Raw genomic sequence first — 20,553 nt, 5'->3', positions numbered from 1 at the left:
CGCCTCGTCATGAGGCGCCTTTTTTAGGCGGGCTGTTTTTCCAATTCCGGATCGGCTTCAGCTGCATCAATGAACAAAAAGATCGCTGTCAAAATGTGCATGACCATGCCGACGAAAGGGACCCAGCCGACGCACGAGGTGACGATTCCGAGGATGCTTCCTCTCGTTTCCCGACCTTTTTGCTGGGAAAGCACAAGGGTGATGATATGAAGAATGAGCATGACGGCCAGGGGAGTCCACAATAATGTGATGACAAAAGATCCTCCGATCAAAGGTATACCTAAGAATGCTTCTAAAGAGGCGGTGACCCACATGAAAACACGTGCTGCTGACATACAAACACCTCCCGTTTATCCTTTTCAATGTATTCAAAGAACCAAGGATTAGAACTCGGGACTATAGAAACAGGACAAACGTTCCCTTTTGAATCATTTTCTGAATATTTATTCACATACAGGAAATCTATGGTATATTGTTTGTGAAAGCGTTTGCACTAAACGTCATGCATCGCTCTCGGAAACTCATTAAAGGAGGATGAATGATTTGAGGATGAAAAGACAATGGTGGAAAGTTGTCATCAGTGTTGTGCTCGTATTTTTGCTTGCGGTTCCGACTTCTTTTTCTTCGGACACTACAACAAAAGCTTTTGCGGAAACTGATGAAACCGTTACCATTCATTACAAACGATTAGATGGAAATTATGAAGGGTGGGGGCTGCACCTATGGAATCAGGACGATTCCAATCCTGCGATTGAACAAGGGACGGATTGGTCGGACCCTGTGGAGTTTACGAATGAAACCGACTATGGTGTATCCGTGGAGATTCCGGTTATTGATATCACGAACGGCTTGAACTTCATCGTACATAAGGGGGACATGAAAGATACTCCGAACGACAGAAGTTTTCCAACGAGCGGTGAAACGGAGTTCTGGCTGGTCCAAGGCAAGGAGGACGTTTATTTGGAAGAACCTGTGCTGACCACTTACGTCGAGTCTGCGAAAATCAAGGACGATACGCTCATTTCAGCAAAAATGAGTCAGGTGATCGAAAGTGCAGATCGTTCTGACTTTGTTCTGAAAGGCGCGGATGGAGAAGAGGTCATGATTGAGTCTGCAGAGGCAGATGGACAAGATGTACAGCTGCAAACAGCAGAAGCCCTTGATCTCACTCAAACGTACACCATCCAGTATGGAGAAGAAGTAACGAATGTGATTGTCGACTGGAAGCTGATGGACGAAAAATTTGCGTATGACGGGGACGACCTCGGTGCGACGTTACACGACGACGGTACTGCTGAGCTGAAGCTTTGGTCGCCGATCGCGACGAATGTCTCTGTCGTTCTTTATGATAAGGACGATCAGTATGAAGTCGTGAACGAGGACATCCCGATGGAAAAAGGGGACGATGGCGTCTGGTCTGTGACGTTGGATGAAGAGAATACGGGAATCAAAGACCTCAATAGCTACTATTATCAATACAAGATCGAAGCTTATGGCGAAGAGAAGCTTGCTCTCGACCCATATGCGAAATCGATGGCGGCTTCGAACAATGAGGATAGTGATGATGTAGGAAAAGCGGCGATCGTCGATCCTTCTGACATCGGTCCGAAACTTGATTTTGCCAAAATCAAAGGCTATGAAAAACGTGAAGATGCGATTATCTGGGAAGCACACGTCCGTGACTTCACATCTGACCCGAGCATCGAAGGGGAACTCGATTCCCAGTTCGGCACGTTCAATGCTTTTGTTGAGAAACTGGATTACGTGAAAGAACTTGGCGTGACTCACATTCAACTGCTTCCTGTCATGAAGTATTATTTCGGTGATGAGTTCGACAGCAGCACGCGTGAACGGGAGTATTCCGCTTCAGGGAACAATTACAACTGGGGCTATGATCCTCACAGCTACTTCGCTCTTTCCGGCATGTATTCGGAGCGTCCGGAGGATCCGGAAGAAAGAATCGAAGAGTTCAAGAATCTGATTGATGAAATCCACAAACGCAAGATGGGCGTCATTTTGGATGTCGTATACAACCACACCGCAAAAGTAAGTATCCTGGAAGACCTTGTCCCGAACTACTATCATTTCATGGATGAGGAAGGGAATGCCAAAGTCGGTTACGGCGGAGGAAAAGTGGGAACGACGCACGAAATGTCCCGCAAGCTTATGGTCGATTCGATCAAATACTGGGTCGATGAATTCAAAGTGGATGGATTCCGCTTCGACTTGATGGGTGACTTGGATGCCGAAAGTGTCCAGGCGGCCTACGAGGCAGCGGAAGCATTGAATCCGAACATCCTGATGCTTGGAGAAGGCTGGAGAACGTATGCTGGAGATAACGATGGCGAAGGTGTTCAACCGGCCGACCAGGATTGGATGGATGAAACAGATGGAGTCGCTGTGTTCTCTGATGAAATCAGGAACGAACTGAAGTCCGGTTACGGCAGTGAAGGCGAACCGCGCTTCATCACAGATGGCGCTCGTGACATCGATACCATTTTCAACAACATCAAAGGTCAGCCTGGAAATGTGACGGAAGATGATCCAGGCGATATCGTGCAGTACATCGCAGCCCACGACAATCTGACGCTTCATGATGTCATTGCACAGTCAATCAAAAAGGACCCAGCGGAGCATGAAGAAGAAATCCAGAAACGGATCCGTCTTGGTAATTCTATGATTCTGACAAGTCAGGGAATCTCTTTCCTTCATGCCGGTCAGGAATATGGCCGCACGAAGCAGTGGAAAGCCGATGGTGTTCCTGAAGACAAGTGGACCTACATGGAAGATGAAAACGGGAATCCATTCGAGGATCCTTACTTCATCCATGATTCCTATGATTCTACGGATGTGATCAACCAGTTCGATTGGCAGGCTGTGTCCCAGCCAAGCATCCAGCAGGAAACGATGGAATATACGAAAGGTCTGATCGAACTGAGACGCTGGACAGATGCTTTCCGCCTCGGTTCTGAGGAAGCCGTTGAAGAAAACGTAACCCTTTTGGATGCACCTGAAATCCAGGAGACGGATTTGATGCTCGCCTTTAAAGCTGTCGATCCTGGCAAGAAAGCAAAAGGAAGCTATTACGTGTTCATCAACGCTGATGACGAAGAGCGTACGTTGACGCTTGGTGAGAACTTGAAGAAAGGAAAAGTACTCGTCGACAATGACGAAGCTGGACGTAAAAAAGTGAAAGATCCGTCCGGTTTCGAGCTCAGCAAAGATGGAATTACCATCGATCCATTGACGACGGTTGTGATTCATACGAAATAAAAAGAAACCAGCTTCCTTTTGGGGGAGCTGGTTTTTTGATATGGGCAACGTTTGGAGGCATAGTGACTTAACGGGAATCCAAAGTGCCCTAAAGCACCACGAAAGTGCCCTAACGACACCCCAAAGTGACTTAACGATCAAGAAGCGGATTTTTCCCTGTACCGAGCTGTCTTCTTTTTCGACTCATTCACTATGATGACTGATAAAAGGACGAGTACGACGCCGGCATATTGGTAGACCGTCATCACTTCCGAGTAAACGAAGTAACCGACGAGCGTCGCGACGACCGGTTCGATAGTGGCGACGATGGAAGCGCGGCTCGATTCCACATGCTGTAGCCCTTTCGTGTAAAGAAGAAAGGGCATAACCGTCGAGATGAGTCCAAGTCCGAGGATCAACAGCCAGACCCGCACATCAGTCAGGACATCTGCATCGTTCCATAGACGGCTGAAAGGAACGACAGCGATCGTTGCAAAGACGAACGTGTAAAAGGTAACCGTCAAGGAAGGGTACTTTTTCAAAATGACCTTGCCGAAGATGCTGTAAAGCGCGTAAAACAAGCCGGAACCCAGTCCGAACAGGAAGCCGGCCAGCGACAAGGAAGCCTCCAATTCCGGAAGCAACCCGATGACGAATGTACAACCGATAAACGTGGTGACAAGAGCCATCAGTTTTCTTCCTGTCCAAGCTTCTTTGAAGAACATCCTCGAGAAGGTGGTCACGAAAACAGGCGCTGTATAGAGGAGCACGAAAGCGATCGACATCGAAGTGGCTTCAATCGCGCTGAACAGACACCAGTTGAACAAAGCGATGCTGATGACCCCGGTGCCGAAGAAGTAGCAGGAATCTGCGGGCCTTATTTTCAAAAGTGCTTGATTCGAAACGAGGATATAACTGAACAGCATCACCATTGCAGAGGTCACCCGGAGAGCGACGACCTGGATGGGGGAGAGGCCATACTCGTACAATTCGTTCACAAACAGGCCAATGATCCCCCATAGGGATGCGCCGAGAAATATGAGGATAAACGCGCGGTTTCTTGTCACCTGGATCCCTCCTTCATCCTTGAATGTCCGTCTATTATACAAAAATTTAGAAAGGTTTGAATATAGCTGTTGCAAAAAAATAGAAATTCTTGTTTGATAGAGGATAAGGATGAAATCGAAACACAAGGGGATGGGACAATGAATCCAGTAATGAGAGAAGTCAACACACACATCGAAACCGAACGGCTGATTCTGAAAATGCCGGAGCCAGGAGATGGGACAGCAGTCAATGCGGCGATCCAGAGGTCTGTGAATGAACTGAAACCCTGGCTCGGATTCGTCCAGGAGACACCGACGGTCGAAGATACGGAATTAAACGCAAGAGAAGCGCATGCGAAGTTTTTGCTGCGACAGAACCTGAGGTATCTCGTTTTTCTAAAAGAGGAAAAAACCTTCGTCGGTTCGACAGGTTTTCATCGAATGGACTGGGATGTGCCGAAGTTTGAACTGGGCTACTGGATGGATACCGCTCATAGTGGAAAAGGCTACATGCGGGAAGCGGTGGAAGCTTTGACGACCTATGCGTTGCATGACCTGGGTGGAGCGCGGGTGGAAATCCGCTGTGAATCGGAAAACAAAAGAAGCCGCGCCATTCCGGAGTCTCTTGGTTTTGAACTGGAAGGAATCCTCCGCAACGACGATCTTTCTGTCGATGGAAAACGTTTAACCGATACGTGTATCTATGCCAAAGTCCGTGAAAAAGGGGAGTGATCCCATGTATGACATAACGATCATTGGTGCCGGCGTCAGCGGGGTGTTTCTTGCTCACACGTTAGCCGAGGAACATCCGGATGTGAACATCCATGTGATCGATAAAGGAAAACCTCTGGTTGAACGGACGTGTGGATTGCAGCAGGAGAGCTGTATCTGTGATGGCCCTTGCGATCGCTACATAGGATTTGCCGGGTTGGGAAAATCCGAAGGGAAATTCAATTATACGAACGACTTTGGAGGACAACTGGGAAAGAAGATCGGGGAAGAGGCAACGCTCTCGCTCATGGAAGAAGTCGATGAGCTTTTATGTTCTTATGGTGGCGACCTTGTGGAAAAATACAGTACGAAAAATGAGAAACTCTCCAAAAAAGCCGCCCAGCACTCCTTACGGGTTTTCTCAACAGAAGTCCGCCACCTGGGGACGCAGCTCGCCCGGGGGGTTTTTCAAAGCATGTATGAGGTCATGTCTGAACGGTTGACGTTTACCTTCGAAGCGGATGTGACGGCGGTTACAAAAGAAAACGGCCGATTTTCCATTGATACAAACCATGGGCGGTTTCAAAGCAGGAAAGTAGTGTTCGCGACAGGCATGAGCGGGGGAGAATGGCTGAAATCCAAGACCCGGGATTTAGGGCTGAAAGCAGGAGAGACTCGGTTGGATCTCGGGGTCCGGGTGGAGATGCGCGGCAATCAGCTTGATGCCATCCTTCAGGAAACGTTTGAAACGAAACTGCATTACATAAACGACCGCTTTTCCGCGACCACTTACTGCATGAATCCACGCGGGAGAATCATACGCAAGTATCAGCATGGCCTGGTGATGGCAGATGGTCAGAATCAGAACGAGGAGGAACCGAGTCAGAATTTGAATTTCACTCTTTTCGTTCCGCGGTATTTCAAAAATCAAGCCGAAGCTATGGCAGAAGCTCATCGTGTCATTGGAGGTATCAATCAAGGGCAGGACAGGATTGTGGCTCAGAAGTTGGGAGATCTATTGGCAGGAAAAACGTCGATTCGTCTTGATTCAGAAGTGATCCATCCTTCGCTGGAAGCAGAAGCAGGAGATCTCCAAAATGAAGTTCCGCCTCTTTATTTAGAAGCGCTTCTTGAGTTTTTCGAGGCATTGGAAGGGCTGCTTGGAGAAAAAATCGATTGTGACACCATCCTATATGGAATGGACAGCAAATTTTATGAAGCGAAGATCTTTACAGATAAGCATTTTGAAACGGAGCTACAAGGTTTGTATTTGATCGGAGACTGCTCCGGGGAGACGCACTCTTTGTCGCAGGCGGCAGCGAGTGGCATTTACTTAGCCCGCTGTATGAAAGCTTAGCCTTTTTACAAGGAGGCTAAGCTTTTTTCTACAGTAAGGATCGCTTCTTTTACTTGGGCTTGCGTTTGAATCCCCATCAGGTGAATTGATTCGCTGGGACGAGTGGCATAGTAGGAAATGGTTTCTATATCCTCCAGGGAATCTGCATCCAGCTCCTTGAGGGTGAGAGGGAGCTGCATGGATTTGTAAAAGGGAATCAGCTGCTCGATTTGATCGGTTTTACCCTCGAGAGCCAGCTGGACAAGGATGCCGTAGGCTACTTTTTCTCCATGCAAAAACTTATGTGTCCCCGGCACTTTCGTCAGGCCGTTGTGGATGGAGTGCGCGCCGGATATACGACCGTAACCATCTCCAAAACCCCCGACCATACCTCCAGCCATGATGATCGTTTCAGCGACATGTGTGAATGCGAACGTGCATTGAGTGTTTTCATTGGCCGCCACAGCGTCTTTTCCTTCCTGGAATAGAACGTCTCTGCACAATTTTGCAGCGTGGAGAGCCATTTCCAAGGGGAGAGGCTTTTCTTTTATATGGCTCGTCAAAACGTCGGCCTCATACCATTTGGCGATCGTATCTCCAATCCCTGCCCGGAGATATTCTACAGGTGAGGTAACGAGCATACCCGGATCGACGATGACCATGTATGTACTTCTTTTGTAAATGATATATTCAAGGAAATTCCCCTCTTCATCGTAAAAAACACTGAGAGGCGTCCAAGCGGCACAGTTGGAAACCAAGGTGGGAATCAGAATCACAGGCAGGTCCAGGCGAGCCCCGCATGCTTTCGCAAGGTCGAGGATTTTCCCTCCACCAACACCGATCAGGACATCTGTGGTTGTGATTCTCTCCGCGATTCTTTCCACTTCTTTATGTGTGCATTCCCCTTCATAGGGGATGGTTTCGACAGCAAATGGAAATTCAGGGATGTAAGGTTTGACCATGCTCCACGAATCGCTGCCATGGATGATGGTCCCATGCGTGAACGTTTCATCCTTCACGAGGTCAGGTACTTTTTGCAAAATGCCGGGCTCGCAACGGTAATAAGTCGGCGCCCCTTGTACTTGGATCGTTTCCATTCAAAATTCCTCCCTCTAAGATATGACCATTATTATCCATACCTGAAAATGCCATGTCAACGGAGAAAAATTATAATTGAAAAAATTGAGAAAATTATTTACAAAACCTATCACTTGCGTTAAAGTGTTAAAACATAAACGAAATTCTTATCAAGAGTGATTGAGGGAAAAGGCCCGTAGAGATCACAGCAACCTTCCAATTGGAGTGGTGCTAATTCCTGCAGAATATTTCTATTCTGGGAGATAAGAGTTTAGCAGTCTTTCATGCGAAACTCTCTCCCGTAAAGGGCGGGAGTTTTTTTATGGGACTTTATTTAACATAATCATGAGGGGGGAAGCCGATGATTTCATTGGAACAATTGAGCAAAGTCTATCAATCCAAGGAGAAAACCGTAATCGGAGTCGATGACGTCTCCTTGGACATCAAGAAAGGTGAGATTTTCGGAGTCGTCGGGTACAGCGGGGCTGGTAAAAGTACGCTGCTGCGATGTATGAACATTCTGGAACGTCCGACAAAAGGGAAGGTCATGGTGGATGGAATCGATCTCATGACATTGAATCCTAAAGACCTGAGGAAGGCAAGGCAATCCATCGGGATGATCTTTCAGGGTTTCCACCTGGCAATGGCGAAAACCGTTTTGGAAAATGTCGCCTTCGCTTTAAAGGCTTCAGGCGTCAACCGACAGGAAAGAAAAAGAAGGGCCCAGGAGCTCTTGGACCTTGTCGGTTTGTCAGATAAAGCTGATGCGTATCCTGCCCAGTTAAGTGGAGGTCAAAAACAGAGAGTGAGCATTGCGAGAGCGCTCGCCAATGATCCTAAAGTGCTTTTATGTGATGAAGCCACTTCTGCTCTGGACCCGAACACGACACAATCCATACTGAAGTTGTTAAGAAAGATCAACCGCAAACTCGGACTCACGATCGTTCTCATTACCCATGAAATGGAAGTCGTGAAAGAAATCTGCGATCGCTGTGCTGTGATGGAGGACGGGAAAATCGTAGAACAGGGGTCTACGTACGAAATCTTCGCAGCGCCTGAAAACGAACTCACCAAACGCTTCATTCAAACGGTGATCGACTTCAAAATTCCTGAAAAGATTCTCTCCGAAAGAAAAGGGACCATCGTACATATGACGTTCAAAGGGGACTCGGCGAACGAATCGATTGTGTCAGACCTCTTGCAAGGATTTAAAGTACGGGCCAATATTCTCCACGGGAAAATCGACTACATCCAGGACCAGGCGCTCGGAAACTTCGTCATGGAATTGACTGGAGAACAGAAAGTTGTCAAACAGGCGATCGATGATTTGAAAGGGAAACTTGGAGAAGTGGAGGTGCTGCAAGATGATCGAACAGCTGATCAATCTCTGGCCAGAGCTGAATAAATCATTCCTGGAAACACTGATCATGGTAGGTATCGGACTCCTCGTCGCTTTAATTGCAGGACTTCCGCTTGGATTACTTCTGTTTGTGACAGACCGTGATTTATTTTTGGAGAATCGAACCATCAAAAGCATCGTCGGCGTCGTAGTGAACCTGATCCGTTCGGTTCCGTTCATCATTTTACTCGTCTTTCTGTTTCCTTTTACCAACTTCCTGATCGGAACTACGACAGGGCCGGTTGCGGCATCCGTCGCTCTTTCTGTAGCTGCGATCCCTTTTTACGCAAGGATTGTGGAATCATCGGCGCGTGATATTGACAAAGGGGTGATCGAAGCGGCCATCGCCTGCGGGGCTTCTCCTTGGTTGATCATTAAAGATATCATTTTCCCGGAAATCAAACCCGGATTAATCAGCGGATTGACGATCACTGCCATCAGTTTGATTGGGTACTCGGCCATGGCAGGGGCCATCGGGGGCGGTGGAATTGGAGACTTGGCGATTCGGTATGGTTACTACCGCTATGATAACTTTGTCATGTTTACAACCGTCATCCTGCTAATTGTTCTTGTTCAAATCGTACAATACACAGGCGATTACATTGCCAAAACGGTGAAAAAGAATTAAAGAAAACTTAGGAGGTACCATCATGAAAAAACTCATTTTGTTAGGTGTCACTTTATTATCGATTGCATTTCTAGCTGCGTGCGGAGAGGAAGAAGAAAGTGCGGACGCTTCTGGAAAAGACACGATCCGATTCGGCGCTACGGCTGGACCGTACAGCGACATGGTCACGAAAGCGATCGCTCCCTTGTTGGAAGAAAAGGGATACGAGGTGACGAACAAAGAATTCACAGACTATGTTCAACCAAACAAAGCCCTTGCCAATGGAGATTTGGACGCAAACCTTTTTCAACATAAAATTTACTTAGAGTCGTTCGCCAAGGAAAACAACCTGGATCTATCCGAAGTGATCATCGTACCGACGGCACCAATGGGGATTTACTCCAATACATACGAGGATATCGAGAGTATTGAAGAAGGAAGCACGATGGGCGTGCCGAACGATCCGACGAATCTTGCCCGTGCATTGATTGTGCTTGAAGATGAAGGCCTTGTTGAGGTTGATGACAGTGTCGATCCTCTACGTGCATCATTGAACGACATCACGAAGAATAAGAAAGACATCAAGTTTGTCGAAGTCGAAGCAGGGCAATTGCCACGTCTTGTTGACAGCGAAGATTTGTCCATGGTTCCAGGGAACTATGCTCTGGCAGCCGGAATGGATCTTCTGAATGCTCTAGCTTTGGAAGACATGCCTGATGATTACCGGAACCGTGTAGCAGTGAAGACGGAAGATCTGGACGCTCAATTTGTGAAAGATATTAAAGAAGTGGTGGAGTCAGAGGAGTTTGAAAAAATCATCGATGAAGAATTTAAAGGCTTCGGAAAACCACAGTGGATGAAAGAATAAAAAGGAAGGCTGGCGTTTACACGTCAGCCTCTTTTTTTATATCGTTCCAGACAACCATACGCGTTGTTTGGAACAGGTCAACATTACTTAAATCATCGGAGAGTACATTCATAAAAAAAGAACCGCCTGGATCTTTATGATTCAGGCGGTTCTCACTATGCTTTTAATTTAATTTCTTTAAATTTAATCCTTCCAGGAATTGTGCCTGATTTAAAAAGGATTGGTCGCCCACTGAAGCGACTGTTTGATGAAAATTCTAGGGTGTAATTTCAATTGAGAAACCATGTACTCAGCAAGGTCCTCGGGCTGCATGTACTTCTCTTTATCCTGTCCTTCCATGTCTTCGCCTAAAGCGAGTTCTGTCGCGACAAGACTCGGGTTTAGGGTGAAGACGCGGATATTATCTCTTCTTACTTCCTGCATGAGCGCCTCCATCATGCCTTGAAGGGCGAACTTCGATCCACTGTAAGCCGTAGAACCGGCTGTGCCTTTAAGCCCACTACTAGAGGAAATATTGATGATATCCCCTTGGTTTTTCTCCTTCATCATTGGCAGGACCGCTCTCGTGACATGGTATGTACCATAAACATTCACCTCAAACGTCCGTTTCCATTCTTCCGGCTCAAGTTCAAGGAACTTCCCATACACACCGATCCCAGCATTGTTGATGAGAATGTCCGCTTCACCAATTTCTTCTTTTAACTGCTGTATGGCTTTTTCAACTTCTTCAAGGTCAGAAATGTCAGCGGATGCCACTGCTGCCTGTACACCATAGGAACGGGCTTCTTCTGCAACCTCCTCAAGACGGCTTTCGGTCCGGGCGATCAACCCCACATGAACGCCTTCTTTTGCCAGCTGCAAAGCCGTAGCCTTTCCGATTCCGCGACCTGCACCGGTAACATAAGCGATTTTTCCTTTGATTTCTTGTGCCATGATTCTCACTCCTTTACCTATTCTTTAATCAAGTCTACGAGTTTCCTTTATTGAAAGCAAAAGATAGCAACTACCTTCAGGAGGAATCCTTTGATAGACTAGGAGAGTAGGGAGGGATTTTATGGAAACTTTTGTGCTTTTGAGACCAGTCTTCTTATTATTAGTGACTGTCTCCGTTCTGCTTACTCTATTTATCATTTTTCAAAAGGAAAAGAAGGTGAATGGATGGACACTATTCTTCATTACATCGATGAGTTTGATCATCGGCAGCGTCTGCCTGAACAGCAGCGGTTTTATCGTGGATGAGTTCGGAATGAGTGGCGATCCTGTTTCGTTCTATCTATACATCGCTTTATTCCCGGTAAGTCTATTGAATGTTTTGGTGTACACTTTTAAACCAAATCATATGGTAGAAGCCTGAGATCCAGCGCTTAATAAAGTGAGCTAACCAGCAGTAATCATGAATCATGGTTTCGGAACATATGGTTAAATATTCCAACTGGTAAAAATGAGGGAATCATATTGAGGATAAATATGAAAATTTCAACGGTCCTTTCAACTATGATTATGTTGTTCCTTTTAATAGGATGTGAACCATTCTCGAAGGAAACGATGGACTTTTATGAAAGCACAGACGGTATCGACCTCTCTGGTGAAAATATCCTTTCTATATCCATACATTCATCTGAAGACGATGTAATAAACACTTTTGGAAAACCAATGGAAGTCGAGGAAATAGAAAATCCAAAGTCAAAATATTTAAGTTACGATGGTGTGGAGTTTGGGTTTGTAGATGACAAGGTTATGCGATTATTCATTCGAAGAACACACGAAAATTCCAAAATCTATGGAACTGCAAAAAAAATTAAAATCGGGGATGCCAAAGAAGAGGTGATCAAAGAATACGGTGAAAACTATTATGAAAGGGTTGAAAGTGGCTTGGATACCCTTGGATATTTTGATAAAGACAATAGGATAAATATAGAGTTTGGGTTTAATGAAAAAGAAGTGATCGCTGTTATTATTAAGAAAATTGGTTGGAAAGAAGATAATTAAGCTAACAATTAGTGAAAGTCAGTGATTAGTTCGTTAAAAGAGGTTAACGAGAAGGTATTTTGGAAGATAAATAGAAATATTATGTAAGCCACTCATAAGGAGGAGAAGTAATGGAATTAGGAGCATTTTCCGTTAGTTTAAATGTGAAAGACATCCATCGATCCAAAGAATTTTACGAAAACCTTGGGTTTGAAGCCACTGGAGGAAATATTGATCAGAATTGGCTGATCATGAAAAATGACGATAAGGTGATCGGGTTGTTTCAGGGCATGTTTGAGAAAAACATTCTGACTTTCAATCCAGGATGGAATAATAATGCTGAAGAGCTGAAAGGCTTTACAGATGTCCGTGATTTGCAAAAAGAACTGAAAGAAAAGGGAGTAGAACTGATTGAAGAAACTGATGAATCTACAGAAGGGCCTGCCCATATTACATTAGAAGACCCGGATGGCAACCCCATTTTAATCGATCAACATCGATAATAATAAAGGGTTATTGGAAGAGGAAGATTTATGATAAGAAAGAGTGGAAGCGGAAACTTGAAGGTAGCCAAAGTATATGGCGACTTTTTAGGGTTTACATACATATCACTCGAAACAGGAATTTGTTTTAGCGGCGAATTCTGCTTCCACATCTTTTTCATTTATTATTCAACGCCACTCCCTTGGATGATCTACAATAATGCAGTCCTCCATGGTGACCATATTATCGCTGGTATAGAAAAGCAGGGGAGACTTCCTGCTTTTTTTGAACCTGCGAAAGAGGTGTAGGTTGCCCATAATATCTTAACATCGAGTCTTCAATAACAAAGGATATAGTTCAATAAAGCTTTAGATCTTTAATTACATAAGTCTGAAAAATATCGAGGTATGGAGCTATTAGACTGATAGAACAAAATCTTCAACAAAAGGCGTGGAACTTAGAGGTTTGGCAGTTAACGATCTAAGGAGTGGTGTATGGTTATGAAAAAAAATCTGATATTATTTGCAGGCTTGTTTTTGATTTCTGTACTGGCAGGATGCATTGGTGAAGATTATGATGTTGGAGTTCCGACGGCTCATTTAAATATAGATGCTCACGTGCTTAGTAAATCTGTACAATTACCAGAAGCGAATATCAATTGGTATTCATCAAGCGGGAAAGTAGAAGAAACAATAGAAGATATTGAAGAATATGTACAATCACAAGATGAAATAAAGGTTTTCCCAGGGCAGGACGCTTCTTTAGATTTTAAAGAGAATAAAGAAAATGGCGGAGATATTTGGTCGGCCCCAACGATCGCAGCTGTTCTATGGAAAAATGGAGAAAAAATTAAAATCGAGATGAATGAGCAAAGAGAATTTCAGTTTCCGACGGAAGAAGGGAAATATATTTTTGAAGCTTCATTTAAAGATGGAAGTAACGCGGCCCAGTACGTAGGGAATATTGTTATTAAAGATGATACACAGACTTCCCGTTAAGCTATCAAGAATTAGAAGAAACAAAAGAGTATGTAAGAGAGCCGGCATGAATGTGGGCTCTCTTATTTGTGATAAGCCTAGCACCGGACGTTTTGCTCAAAAAATGAATTAGTTAAATGGTTAATTATGTTAAACTTACCCAGTGGTCCTGTGATTGATTAAATAATGGAGAAGTAAACATATGTAATCGCGCAGGCAGTGCCACTAAATGCAAGGACGTTTTTTTATGAAACCATCCATCTTTGAAAAAGGACGATTAGAAGGAGAGGTTATATGGTAACTGTCCTTAAAATCATTGGAATCCCGCTCTATATTTATGGGGTGAGTTTGTTGATCTATCCGCTCTTTGATGTGGATGTAGATAGATTAGGACAGATCGTATTAGTGATCCCTGTTACTTTGATCGCGTATTGGCAAGTTTTCTTTGCAAGGAACAATGAAAAATAGTGATTCCTGGTTTTGGTTCTCAGGTGTCGCTGCTACAGGATAGTGATCTAAAACTACTTAGTAAGTCTTAGTAAGTTTACATGATGTAAAGTGACCAAGGTAAGAATGAACGTGTAGAATGAAAATTCCAATAGAGCCTTTACTTTTCCAAATGGTGTAGAAAGGTGCAATGAAGCGAGGTGTTATGATTAGAAAATCAAATTTGATGGAAAGAAAGAACTCCTTTCTGCTCCTATTTGGATTGGGTATCTCTACATTAGGAGACTTTATCTACCTTGTAGCGATAAATGTATTAGTGTTAAAGCTTACTGGCTCAGCCGCTGCCGTCGCCGGTTTATGGATGATGGGACCAATCGCTTCCTTACTGACTAAATTCTGGTCTGGAAGTATGATTGACCGGCTGAACATCCGAGGGATCATGATTGGAACCGATATTCTCCGGGCGGCACTGGTAGCTATGATTCCTTTCTTCCAAACCGTCTTGCCGATATACATATGTCTGTTATTTTTATCTGTTTCTAAAGCGTTTTTTGAGCCTGCCGCCCTTACTTACATCACCCATGCTGTTCCTGAGGAAGACAGAAAACAATTCAATTCTTTTAGAAGTTTGATTACTTCCAGTGCTTTTTTAGTCGGTCCTGCCATTTCCGGAGCCTTACTCCTCGTTACTTCTGTTGATATCTCCATATGGCTGAACGCTGTTTCGTTCGTTGTTTCAGCTATCATGGTGTATTTCTTACCAGACGTAAATGCCAGCAGTAATCAAACCGTGCAAAAGATTAGTTTCCAAATGCTTAAAAATGACTGGGGTGAAGTGTTTAAATACAGTCACAAACACCATTTCATTGTAAAAGTGTACTTCCTGGCGCAGTTTACCATGATCATCGCTCTTGGTATGGATGCCCAGGAAGTAGTTTTTACCCAGCAGGTATTAGGTTTGTCTGAAACAGATTACGGTTTGCTTATAAGCCTCACAGGAGTCGGTTCTATTTTAGGGGCGGCTGTGGTTTCCTCCCTTGCTAAACGAATATCCATAAAGGCTTTAATGATCAGTGGCTATTTGATGGTTTCGATCGGCTATCTCGTTTATGCTTTTTCCTTTTCCTTTGTGACAGTGGCCCTGGGGTTCATGGTCTTAGGTTTTTTCAATTCCTTTTCAGGGACTGGATTTATGACATTTTACCAGAACAACGTACCCGTAGGGATGATGGGCAGAATTTCAAGTATATTCGGTATTTTCCAGAGCTTATTGCAGATTCTTTTTATTCTTTTGATTGGTTTCACGGGGGATATCATTCCCATTAGGTACAGCATTATTGGTGCCTCGATATTGATGCTGTTCGTAAGCATTTGGCAGATCAAGCTCATTCTTATACCAAACAAATCGAATTACTTTGAAGATCGATCCGTACTTAAAAATACGTCTTGAAATCGTTAGCTGAAGAAGGAGTATCGAGTAGAAGCATCTAATGAAATAAAGAAAACAGGAGTGGCGTATGGATAATTACAAATTCAAGGAATTTCTTGAAATCGCACAAAAACTAAATGATATAGAAATCATTCCATTGTTGATGGGATCGGTGGGGCTTGAAGTCATAACAAACATGAATTGGGAAGCCCAGGACCTGGATATTCATGTTCCAGGGGATAAAAGGGGATGGGAGGTATCTCCTGAATCGAACATACATAACTGGGATGATATTGTAACGGTGATGAATTCGATGGATTATACTTTGGTTGATCTGCATGAGCATGAGTTTGTAAAACTGGGGTTATCGGTTGAGTTTGGAATCATGGATACGCTCCCGAGTTTTGCAGGCATCCACCTGAATGAATTGGAGATGCATATATTATTTACTGAACCGAGAGCAATATCTAAGGGTTTATGAATCTTCATCCAAGGATAGTTACCGCGCGGATAACAATAATCGTAAAGACTTTAGAAAAATTGATTTCTTAAAAGGAATGATCTAACGGAACAGGTTACTCTATGTGGCCATTGTTTATTCTAATGGATGTCACCGAATAGGGTATCGAACGCCTGATTTCCCTAAAAAAATATGTCATGGATTTAAGGGTTTTGAAATTCGATGTTACATTTTTTTCATCCGATTAAATTAAGTTTAAAAATATTTGATAAATGATGAAGGACTAACAATATCCGTTAGAAAATCTTGTATAATGGGTATGAAGTATAAATCGGTATTAAGGAGTTAATGGACAGAGTATTAGAAGGGGACCTTGCTTTTTTGTGGTTTTTTCCATCGAGATGTTTCCGGTTAAGTAAAAATCCAGAGGAGGTGCCGATGATTGAATATGATGAACGATAAAGATAAAGAGACCTATGACAACCTTATACATTCCTTTAAAAATGCTGTGTCGATAGAGGAGAGCCGCTATTATTTTGGAGAAATCCAGCTTTATTTGGACAACCTTCAATCAACCGATGAACTGGCCATAACAAAGCCACAATTAGAAGAGTATCAACGGTTGAGAAAGGAGTTAATTGATGCAACGTCGAAAAAGGAAGTAAGGTATTATGAAGACCAGATCCATGAATGGTTAAATAAAATCCATTATACTAAGCTGACATAAGTTGTTATTGAATCCAAAAATTTGCAAAATAGTATTTATTTTCTGATAATAATAGTGTAAACTATAGTCAAGGTGTTCATTATAGTGGGAGACCTGTATTTAAAAAAATAACGGACTTAAACGGAGCGGCGAGCTTGGTTGAGGATTTAGTGCATAGTAGCGTATGTTTCTAAGTTTCTACCAATTGCCGCTCTTTTAGTCTAGGGGGAAAATTTCTTATGAATACACTAATCATTGCGGGGTGTATTGGAGGACTGACAGGTATTGTCGCTCATTTGATGAGAAATGGAAAAGTTCTGATCTTTCCTAAAAAACGAGCACGTCCCAAGGGGATTTATCTAGGGTTCCTGGCAGATTTCTTTATTGGGGCGGCCGCTTCCATTTTCGCCGTCACCTATCTGACCCCTGAGTCGGATGCATTAAGATCGCTTATTGGAATCTCTATATTAGCGGGGATGACAGCCGAAAATGTGTTATTAAAAAGGGAATTGAATGTAGAGAAAGCGAAAGTAGAAGGATTGGATCGTATCAATCAGAGATTAAAATAAATGCTCAACTGGTCCAATCCTTATTTTTTCTTTCGAAAGAAATCCCCACTCGTATCCTCACTTTTATCTACTCCTCAAACAAAACGCCTCTGGTCAATCCTTAAATGGAATTCTTATAAACTAAACCCAAAGTAAAAGACAGATGCAGCCACAAAGCTGACAGCGAGCGCTGCTTTGACCAGCTTTTTTATAGTCTGCTGATTCAACTTTCCAAGTAATTCATAGATCATGGCAAACGATACGACCACTATGATCATTTCATTTCCGAAAGTAAGATAAGGAAAAAATAAGATCCATACCGTAGAGCACAAGGGCAAATATAAACCCAGCTTTATGAAAAACTTTCCTACTTCCAACCGCTTCACTATTTTATTGATGACCAGGGATAACGGAAAGAGCACGACCAGCAAGAGAAGAAACAATGCTATGTAAGTGCCATGTATTTCTTCCAGCGGAAATTCGAAATAGTGCTTATCATATGGAGTTCCCGGTGATGTTGTGAACCTTGGAAGCAGCATCAGAAAGGCAAGATTCCAAACGATTAAAACGGCCAGGAAATTCCGCAATTCCTACACTCCTTCATACATATTGTGCTGATATCCATATTCGATCTGCCGATTTTGACTAACCTCCACTTTTCTTTACCTACACAAATATATCTTGAATGAAAGTCATATACAAGCCGGGATTAGTGAAATAAATAGACAAAAGAGCCAGCATCTTTGCGGGCTCTTTTGTCTATTGGAATACGTGTTTTCACTTAAGCTTTCGTTTTATAAGAGGTGATGTGATCCTGAAGCGTGTCGTCTTTGCCGAACAGGAAGTGTTTTTCCATATCCGGGGAGTACGTGGAGTTCACCGCTGGTCGGCCCACGGTTTCTGCTACTTCTCGAAGCATAGCAGGGGAAGCTCCACAGCAGAGGCCAAAGTAGTTCACGCCAATGCTTTGGGCTTCTCTGGCCCACTCGGCAAGTTCGTACCGGTTCGTGTAGAGCGGATCCAGGGACGTAGGGAACGTTGTTTCCGTTGGAAGTGTACAGGCACATCCACCGTCCGGCAGGTTGAAGAAGGTCGGGTGCTCTTCTGTTGTCCGGTAAGGGATGGGTAGGGCACCGACATATCCATCCACCGTCTGACGGATTTTCTCTACATACGGCTGCATCGTCGCTGGTCCGCGGAAGCAGTTCATCCCGACGACAAGGGCGCCTTTTTCTTCTAATAAGCGGGAGGCTTCTTCCACTTCGTAACCATCTCGGAGAATATTTTCGCCCATCAGACCGAAGGTGATCACAGCAGGAAGGTCCTGCTTTTGAATTTCCTCGAGAGCGATCAGCGCTTCTTCATAATAATAGAAGGTTTCGCCGTTCACAAAATCTACGCCTTCTTCTTTACACCAGCCGATCATCTCGGCAAACATGCTCCTCGTTTTTGCTACAGCTTCAGGATCATCCGGGTTGAACAAATTCGTATTGGAAATATTCCCGGCAACGAGTGCTTCTTCTTCAGGATGCTCCTTGGCGACTTCTTTGGCCAGGCGGATCGCTTGGCGGTTAAGCGGCTCCAGCAATTCCTCTTTGCCAATGATTCTCATCTTCTCGCGGTGGCCGTTATAAGTAAAGGCTAAGACGACGTCAGATCCTGCGAGCATATAGTCGCGGTAGGTCTGCTTTAGAGCCTGTGGGTTATCGAGAGCCACTTCAGGTACAAACGATCCGGCCTGTAAATAGCCTCTTCGCTCGAGCTCAAATAAGTATCCTTCTCCACAAATCACGGGTCCATCCTGTAATCTTTGTTCTAATGATCGTTTCATGTCCTTGCACAACCTTTCCATGTTGTAAGAGTTATTTATTTAGTAAGCGAATGTCCTTTTTAGACACGCTGACTTTCTGTCTGCGAGGGCCTCCATCATTTTGCGCCCGAGAGCTCTTCTTTCGAAAAAATAAAAGGACCTCCCTGGATAAGGGGGTCCTTTATATATAAAGAGTCTCCTTATCTTCAAGGTATAACAACTACCTTCTGGATTTAGCACCGTGCCAATGGCTGGTTGCTGAGGTATCAAAGGGCCAGTCCCTACACCTCTCTGGATAAGTTTGATGGATATGTAGTTTTTGGAAAAACAATTTCGCTTGCGATTTACAATACAGGAAATCGGAATAAGAATCAATAGAATTTTCAGAAAAAGTTTCAGGTTACTTTTATGAAAGTGCTTGCAGGGTTTGGATGACTCACTGGAGATTGTGCTTGGTCCTTATGAGTGTATAGATAGTGCTTATTCATGAACATAGCACTTGATTGGATGGAGGGGAAGAAAGCTCTCTCCAAAAAAATAGAAACTTATGGTAATCTTGGTTTTAGTAGACGAAAGGGAGTGGATTTCAAGACTGTTCCTGATAACAGTTCAAGTACGCATGAGGTTGTATCTTACTTGCAACGGTGATGATAAAGGGGACAAAGCAGATGCACACCATTTATCTTAGTCGAACTGAATGAGAGTACAGGAAAGAAATCATGAAGGTATAGATGATTGAAAGAGAAAATGATGGAAACCGATAATTGGCTCCACGGGGGAGATGACATTGTTTGAAAAAGGAAACTTAAGAGTCCGTAAGTTAAAAGAAGAAGACAAATACTTGTTAGCGAAGTGGCTTTCCAACCCATCGGTTCTTGAGTTTTATGAAGGAAGAGATCAACCTTTTGATTTAGCGAAAGTGAATCAAGTATTTTATAGTTCGGGGGATTTTAAAGGTAAATGTCTGGTAGAGTTTAATGGCAAAGGAATAGGTTACATACAATTTTATCAATTGGATGATAAAAAAAAATGTTTATGGATTGACCAACGGGAATGTGTATGGAATCGACCAATTTATTGGTGAAATAGAACACTGGAATAAAGGGATAGGAACATTACTTGTGACATCCATGGTTCAATTCCTAATCGAAAATAAAAAAGCAGATCGGGTCGTCATGGACCCGCAGACAAGCAATACGCGGGCGATTAGATGCTATGAGAAATGTGGTTTTAAAAAAGTTAAGCTTCTGCAAAATCGTGAGTTTCACGAAGGGGAGTATAAAGATTGTTGGTTTATGGAGTATTATGAAAAATCTATATAAGTGCTTCTTTCATTCTCTTAAATTTTATTACCACAAATAATAAGGGGGTCACTTATGGAGTGACCCCCTTATTATTTGTTTATTTCTGTCTTTTAGTAGATTCTCTT

24 protein-coding genes and 2 riboswitches are annotated in these 20,553 nt (G+C 43.7%); of the genes, 18 read left to right on the top strand and 6 right to left on the bottom strand.

Annotation, left to right across the window (positions count from 1 at the left end; genetic code table 11):
• Nucleotides 1–23: 23 nt before the first annotated feature.
• A complete protein-coding gene (locus J0K78_RS02970) occupies nt 24–335 on the bottom strand; it encodes a hypothetical protein (protein WP_206945313.1) in 312 nt (103 codons plus the stop codon).
• A gap of 214 nt (nt 336–549) precedes the next feature.
• On the opposite strand from J0K78_RS02970, the gene J0K78_RS02965 reads away from it, so the two are divergent.
• Entirely contained in the window at nt 550–3,273 is a 2,724-nt protein-coding gene (locus tag J0K78_RS02965; protein ID WP_206945892.1) for a pullulanase, read from the top strand.
• A gap of 137 nt (nt 3,274–3,410) precedes the next feature.
• On the opposite strand, the gene J0K78_RS02960 is transcribed toward J0K78_RS02965, so the two are convergent.
• Entirely contained in the window at nt 3,411–4,319 is a 909-nt protein-coding gene (locus J0K78_RS02960) for a DMT family transporter (protein ID WP_206945312.1), read from the bottom strand.
• A 138-nt stretch (nt 4,320–4,457) separates the two neighbouring features.
• Between J0K78_RS02960 and J0K78_RS02955 the strand changes: the two genes are divergently transcribed.
• Both J0K78_RS02955 and J0K78_RS02950 read left to right on the top strand, forming a co-directional pair.
• Nucleotides 4,458–5,030: a GNAT family N-acetyltransferase gene (locus J0K78_RS02955; protein WP_206945311.1), complete on the top strand. Its 573-nt coding sequence runs from the start codon at nt 4,458–4,460 to the stop codon at nt 5,028–5,030.
• A 4-nt stretch (nt 5,031–5,034) separates the two neighbouring features.
• The gene (locus tag J0K78_RS02950) at nt 5,035–6,366 is read left to right on the top strand and encodes an FAD-binding oxidoreductase/lyase (RefSeq protein ID WP_206945310.1); all 1,332 of its coding nucleotides are present in this window, start codon (nt 5,035–5,037) and stop codon (nt 6,364–6,366) included.
• 5 nt (nt 6,367–6,371) lie between these two features.
• On the opposite strand, the gene J0K78_RS02945 is transcribed toward J0K78_RS02950, so the two are convergent.
• The gene (locus tag J0K78_RS02945; protein WP_206945309.1) at nt 6,372–7,442 is read right to left on the bottom strand and encodes an iron-containing alcohol dehydrogenase family protein; all 1,071 of its coding nucleotides are present in this window, start codon (nt 7,440–7,442) and stop codon (nt 6,372–6,374) included.
• A gap of 144 nt (nt 7,443–7,586) precedes the next feature.
• Nucleotides 7,587–7,692, top strand: a riboswitch (SAM riboswitch).
• 91 nt (nt 7,693–7,783) lie between these two features.
• Here J0K78_RS02945 and J0K78_RS02940 point away from each other — a divergent pair.
• Genes J0K78_RS02940 through J0K78_RS02930 form a run of 3 tightly spaced genes read left to right on the top strand, consistent with a single transcriptional unit; the run spans nt 7,784 to nt 10,296 of the window.
• A complete protein-coding gene (locus tag J0K78_RS02940) occupies nt 7,784–8,827 on the top strand; it encodes a methionine ABC transporter ATP-binding protein (protein ID WP_206945308.1) in 1,044 nt (347 codons plus the stop codon).
• Nucleotides 8,787–9,449, top strand: coding sequence for a methionine ABC transporter permease (locus J0K78_RS02935; protein ID WP_160914734.1), 663 nt, complete (start codon nt 8,787–8,789; stop codon nt 9,447–9,449). The genes J0K78_RS02940 and J0K78_RS02935 overlap by 41 nt, the downstream gene beginning before the upstream one ends.
• 22 nt (nt 9,450–9,471) lie before the next feature.
• Nucleotides 9,472–10,296 (top strand): MetQ/NlpA family ABC transporter substrate-binding protein, encoded by an 825-nt coding sequence (locus tag J0K78_RS02930; RefSeq protein WP_206945307.1) that lies wholly within the window; start codon nt 9,472–9,474, stop codon nt 10,294–10,296.
• A 210-nt stretch (nt 10,297–10,506) separates the two neighbouring features.
• Here the strand turns inward: J0K78_RS02930 and J0K78_RS02925 are convergent, their stop codons facing one another.
• Nucleotides 10,507–11,229: a 3-ketoacyl-ACP reductase gene (locus J0K78_RS02925; RefSeq protein WP_206945306.1), complete on the bottom strand. Its 723-nt coding sequence runs from the start codon at nt 11,227–11,229 to the stop codon at nt 10,507–10,509.
• Nucleotides 11,230–11,350: 121 nt separating this feature from the next.
• On the opposite strand from J0K78_RS02925, the gene J0K78_RS02920 reads away from it, so the two are divergent.
• The 10 genes from J0K78_RS02920 (at nt 11,351) to J0K78_RS02875 (ending at nt 17,335) form a co-directional block, all read left to right on the top strand.
• Nucleotides 11,351–11,650, top strand: a complete 300-nt coding sequence (locus J0K78_RS02920; RefSeq protein ID WP_206945305.1) for a hypothetical protein — start codon at nt 11,351–11,353, stop codon at nt 11,648–11,650.
• Nucleotides 11,651–11,763: 113 nt separating this feature from the next.
• Nucleotides 11,764–12,285, top strand: a complete 522-nt coding sequence (locus J0K78_RS02915) for a hypothetical protein (RefSeq protein ID WP_206945304.1) — start codon at nt 11,764–11,766, stop codon at nt 12,283–12,285.
• A gap of 110 nt (nt 12,286–12,395) precedes the next feature.
• Nucleotides 12,396–12,767 carry a VOC family protein gene (locus J0K78_RS02910; protein ID WP_206945303.1) on the top strand — a complete coding sequence of 124 codons (372 nt, stop codon included), beginning with the start codon at nt 12,396–12,398 and terminating at the stop codon, nt 12,765–12,767.
• Between the two features lie 30 nt (nt 12,768–12,797).
• Nucleotides 12,798–13,055 (top strand): hypothetical protein, encoded by a 258-nt coding sequence (locus J0K78_RS02905; protein WP_206945302.1) that lies wholly within the window; start codon nt 12,798–12,800, stop codon nt 13,053–13,055.
• 186 nt (nt 13,056–13,241) lie between these two features.
• Nucleotides 13,242–13,745 carry a hypothetical protein gene (locus tag J0K78_RS02900; protein ID WP_242517679.1) on the top strand — a complete coding sequence of 168 codons (504 nt, stop codon included), beginning with the start codon at nt 13,242–13,244 and terminating at the stop codon, nt 13,743–13,745.
• 273 nt (nt 13,746–14,018) lie between these two features.
• Nucleotides 14,019–14,192 carry a hypothetical protein gene (locus tag J0K78_RS02895; RefSeq protein ID WP_206945301.1) on the top strand — a complete coding sequence of 58 codons (174 nt, stop codon included), beginning with the start codon at nt 14,019–14,021 and terminating at the stop codon, nt 14,190–14,192.
• A gap of 184 nt (nt 14,193–14,376) precedes the next feature.
• Nucleotides 14,377–15,621: an MFS transporter gene (locus J0K78_RS02890; RefSeq protein WP_242517678.1), complete on the top strand. Its 1,245-nt coding sequence runs from the start codon at nt 14,377–14,379 to the stop codon at nt 15,619–15,621.
• 67 nt (nt 15,622–15,688) lie between these two features.
• Nucleotides 15,689–16,081 (top strand): phosphoribosylanthranilate isomerase, encoded by a 393-nt coding sequence (locus J0K78_RS02885; protein WP_370550939.1) that lies wholly within the window; start codon nt 15,689–15,691, stop codon nt 16,079–16,081.
• Between the two features lie 421 nt (nt 16,082–16,502).
• Entirely contained in the window at nt 16,503–16,787 is a 285-nt protein-coding gene (locus tag J0K78_RS02880; protein WP_206945299.1) for a hypothetical protein, read from the top strand.
• 218 nt (nt 16,788–17,005) lie between these two features.
• Nucleotides 17,006–17,335 carry a DUF4257 domain-containing protein gene (locus J0K78_RS02875; RefSeq protein ID WP_160914758.1) on the top strand — a complete coding sequence of 110 codons (330 nt, stop codon included), beginning with the start codon at nt 17,006–17,008 and terminating at the stop codon, nt 17,333–17,335.
• Nucleotides 17,336–17,448: 113 nt separating this feature from the next.
• Here the strand turns inward: J0K78_RS02875 and J0K78_RS02870 are convergent, their stop codons facing one another.
• Both J0K78_RS02870 and J0K78_RS02865 read right to left on the bottom strand, forming a co-directional pair.
• Entirely contained in the window at nt 17,449–17,901 is a 453-nt protein-coding gene (locus J0K78_RS02870; RefSeq protein WP_206945298.1) for a hypothetical protein, read from the bottom strand.
• 194 nt (nt 17,902–18,095) lie between these two features.
• Nucleotides 18,096–19,145 (bottom strand): homocysteine S-methyltransferase family protein, encoded by a 1,050-nt coding sequence (locus J0K78_RS02865; protein WP_206945297.1) that lies wholly within the window; start codon nt 19,143–19,145, stop codon nt 18,096–18,098.
• A gap of 176 nt (nt 19,146–19,321) precedes the next feature.
• Nucleotides 19,322–19,426: riboswitch (SAM riboswitch) on the bottom strand.
• A gap of 485 nt (nt 19,427–19,911) precedes the next feature.
• Here J0K78_RS02865 and J0K78_RS20230 point away from each other — a divergent pair.
• The gene (locus tag J0K78_RS20230) at nt 19,912–20,208 is read left to right on the top strand and encodes a GNAT family N-acetyltransferase (RefSeq protein ID WP_370550935.1); all 297 of its coding nucleotides are present in this window, start codon (nt 19,912–19,914) and stop codon (nt 20,206–20,208) included.
• On the top strand, nt 20,141–20,446 hold the full coding sequence (locus J0K78_RS20225) for a GNAT family N-acetyltransferase (RefSeq protein WP_370550933.1): 306 nt from the start codon (nt 20,141–20,143) through the stop codon (nt 20,444–20,446). Before J0K78_RS20230 ends, J0K78_RS20225 begins: the two co-directional genes overlap by 68 nt.
• Nucleotides 20,447–20,553: the final 107 nt, after the last annotated feature.

It is taken from the genome of Halobacillus sp. GSS1 (genome assembly GCF_017307035.1).
Classification (GTDB): Bacteria; Bacillota; Bacilli; order Bacillales; family Halobacillaceae; genus Halobacillus; species Halobacillus litoralis.
Note: the sequence above shows the minus strand (reverse complement) of the source record. Positions and strands in the feature narration are given on the sequence as shown.

Bases quoted from the DNA above. Each gene is read 5' to 3' on its own strand.
- J0K78_RS02955 (WP_206945311.1), top strand. From the start codon at position 4,458: ATGAATCCAGTAATGAGAGAAGTCAACACACACATCGAAACCGAACGG.
- J0K78_RS02945 (WP_206945309.1), bottom strand. From the start codon at position 7,442: ATGGAAACGATCCAAGTACAAGGGGCGCCGACTTATTACCGTTGCGAG.
- J0K78_RS02950 (WP_206945310.1), top strand. From the start codon at position 5,035: ATGTATGACATAACGATCATTGGTGCCGGCGTCAGCGGGGTGTTTCTT.
- J0K78_RS02920 (WP_206945305.1), top strand. From the start codon at position 11,351: ATGGAAACTTTTGTGCTTTTGAGACCAGTCTTCTTATTATTAGTGACT.
- J0K78_RS02865 (WP_206945297.1), bottom strand. From the start codon at position 19,145: ATGAAACGATCATTAGAACAAAGATTACAGGATGGACCCGTGATTTGT.
- J0K78_RS02885 (WP_370550939.1), top strand. From the start codon at position 15,689: ATGGATAATTACAAATTCAAGGAATTTCTTGAAATCGCACAAAAACTA.
- J0K78_RS02970 (WP_206945313.1), bottom strand. From the start codon at position 335: ATGTCAGCAGCACGTGTTTTCATGTGGGTCACCGCCTCTTTAGAAGCA.
- J0K78_RS02930 (WP_206945307.1), top strand. From the start codon at position 9,472: ATGAAAAAACTCATTTTGTTAGGTGTCACTTTATTATCGATTGCATTT.
- J0K78_RS02890 (WP_242517678.1), top strand. From the start codon at position 14,377: ATGATTAGAAAATCAAATTTGATGGAAAGAAAGAACTCCTTTCTGCTC.
- J0K78_RS02875 (WP_160914758.1), top strand. From the start codon at position 17,006: ATGAATACACTAATCATTGCGGGGTGTATTGGAGGACTGACAGGTATT.
- J0K78_RS02905 (WP_206945302.1), top strand. From the start codon at position 12,798: ATGATAAGAAAGAGTGGAAGCGGAAACTTGAAGGTAGCCAAAGTATAT.
- J0K78_RS02910 (WP_206945303.1), top strand. From the start codon at position 12,396: ATGGAATTAGGAGCATTTTCCGTTAGTTTAAATGTGAAAGACATCCAT.
- J0K78_RS02900 (WP_242517679.1), top strand. From the start codon at position 13,242: ATGGTTATGAAAAAAAATCTGATATTATTTGCAGGCTTGTTTTTGATT.
- J0K78_RS02895 (WP_206945301.1), top strand. From the start codon at position 14,019: ATGGTAACTGTCCTTAAAATCATTGGAATCCCGCTCTATATTTATGGG.
- J0K78_RS02935 (WP_160914734.1), top strand. From the start codon at position 8,787: ATGATCGAACAGCTGATCAATCTCTGGCCAGAGCTGAATAAATCATTC.
- J0K78_RS20225 (WP_370550933.1), top strand. From the start codon at position 20,141: ATGATAAAAAAAAATGTTTATGGATTGACCAACGGGAATGTGTATGGA.
- J0K78_RS02940 (WP_206945308.1), top strand. From the start codon at position 7,784: ATGATTTCATTGGAACAATTGAGCAAAGTCTATCAATCCAAGGAGAAA.
- J0K78_RS02925 (WP_206945306.1), bottom strand. From the start codon at position 11,229: ATGGCACAAGAAATCAAAGGAAAAATCGCTTATGTTACCGGTGCAGGT.
- J0K78_RS02915 (WP_206945304.1), top strand. From the start codon at position 11,764: ATGAAAATTTCAACGGTCCTTTCAACTATGATTATGTTGTTCCTTTTA.
- J0K78_RS02965 (WP_206945892.1), top strand. From the start codon at position 550: ATGAAAAGACAATGGTGGAAAGTTGTCATCAGTGTTGTGCTCGTATTT.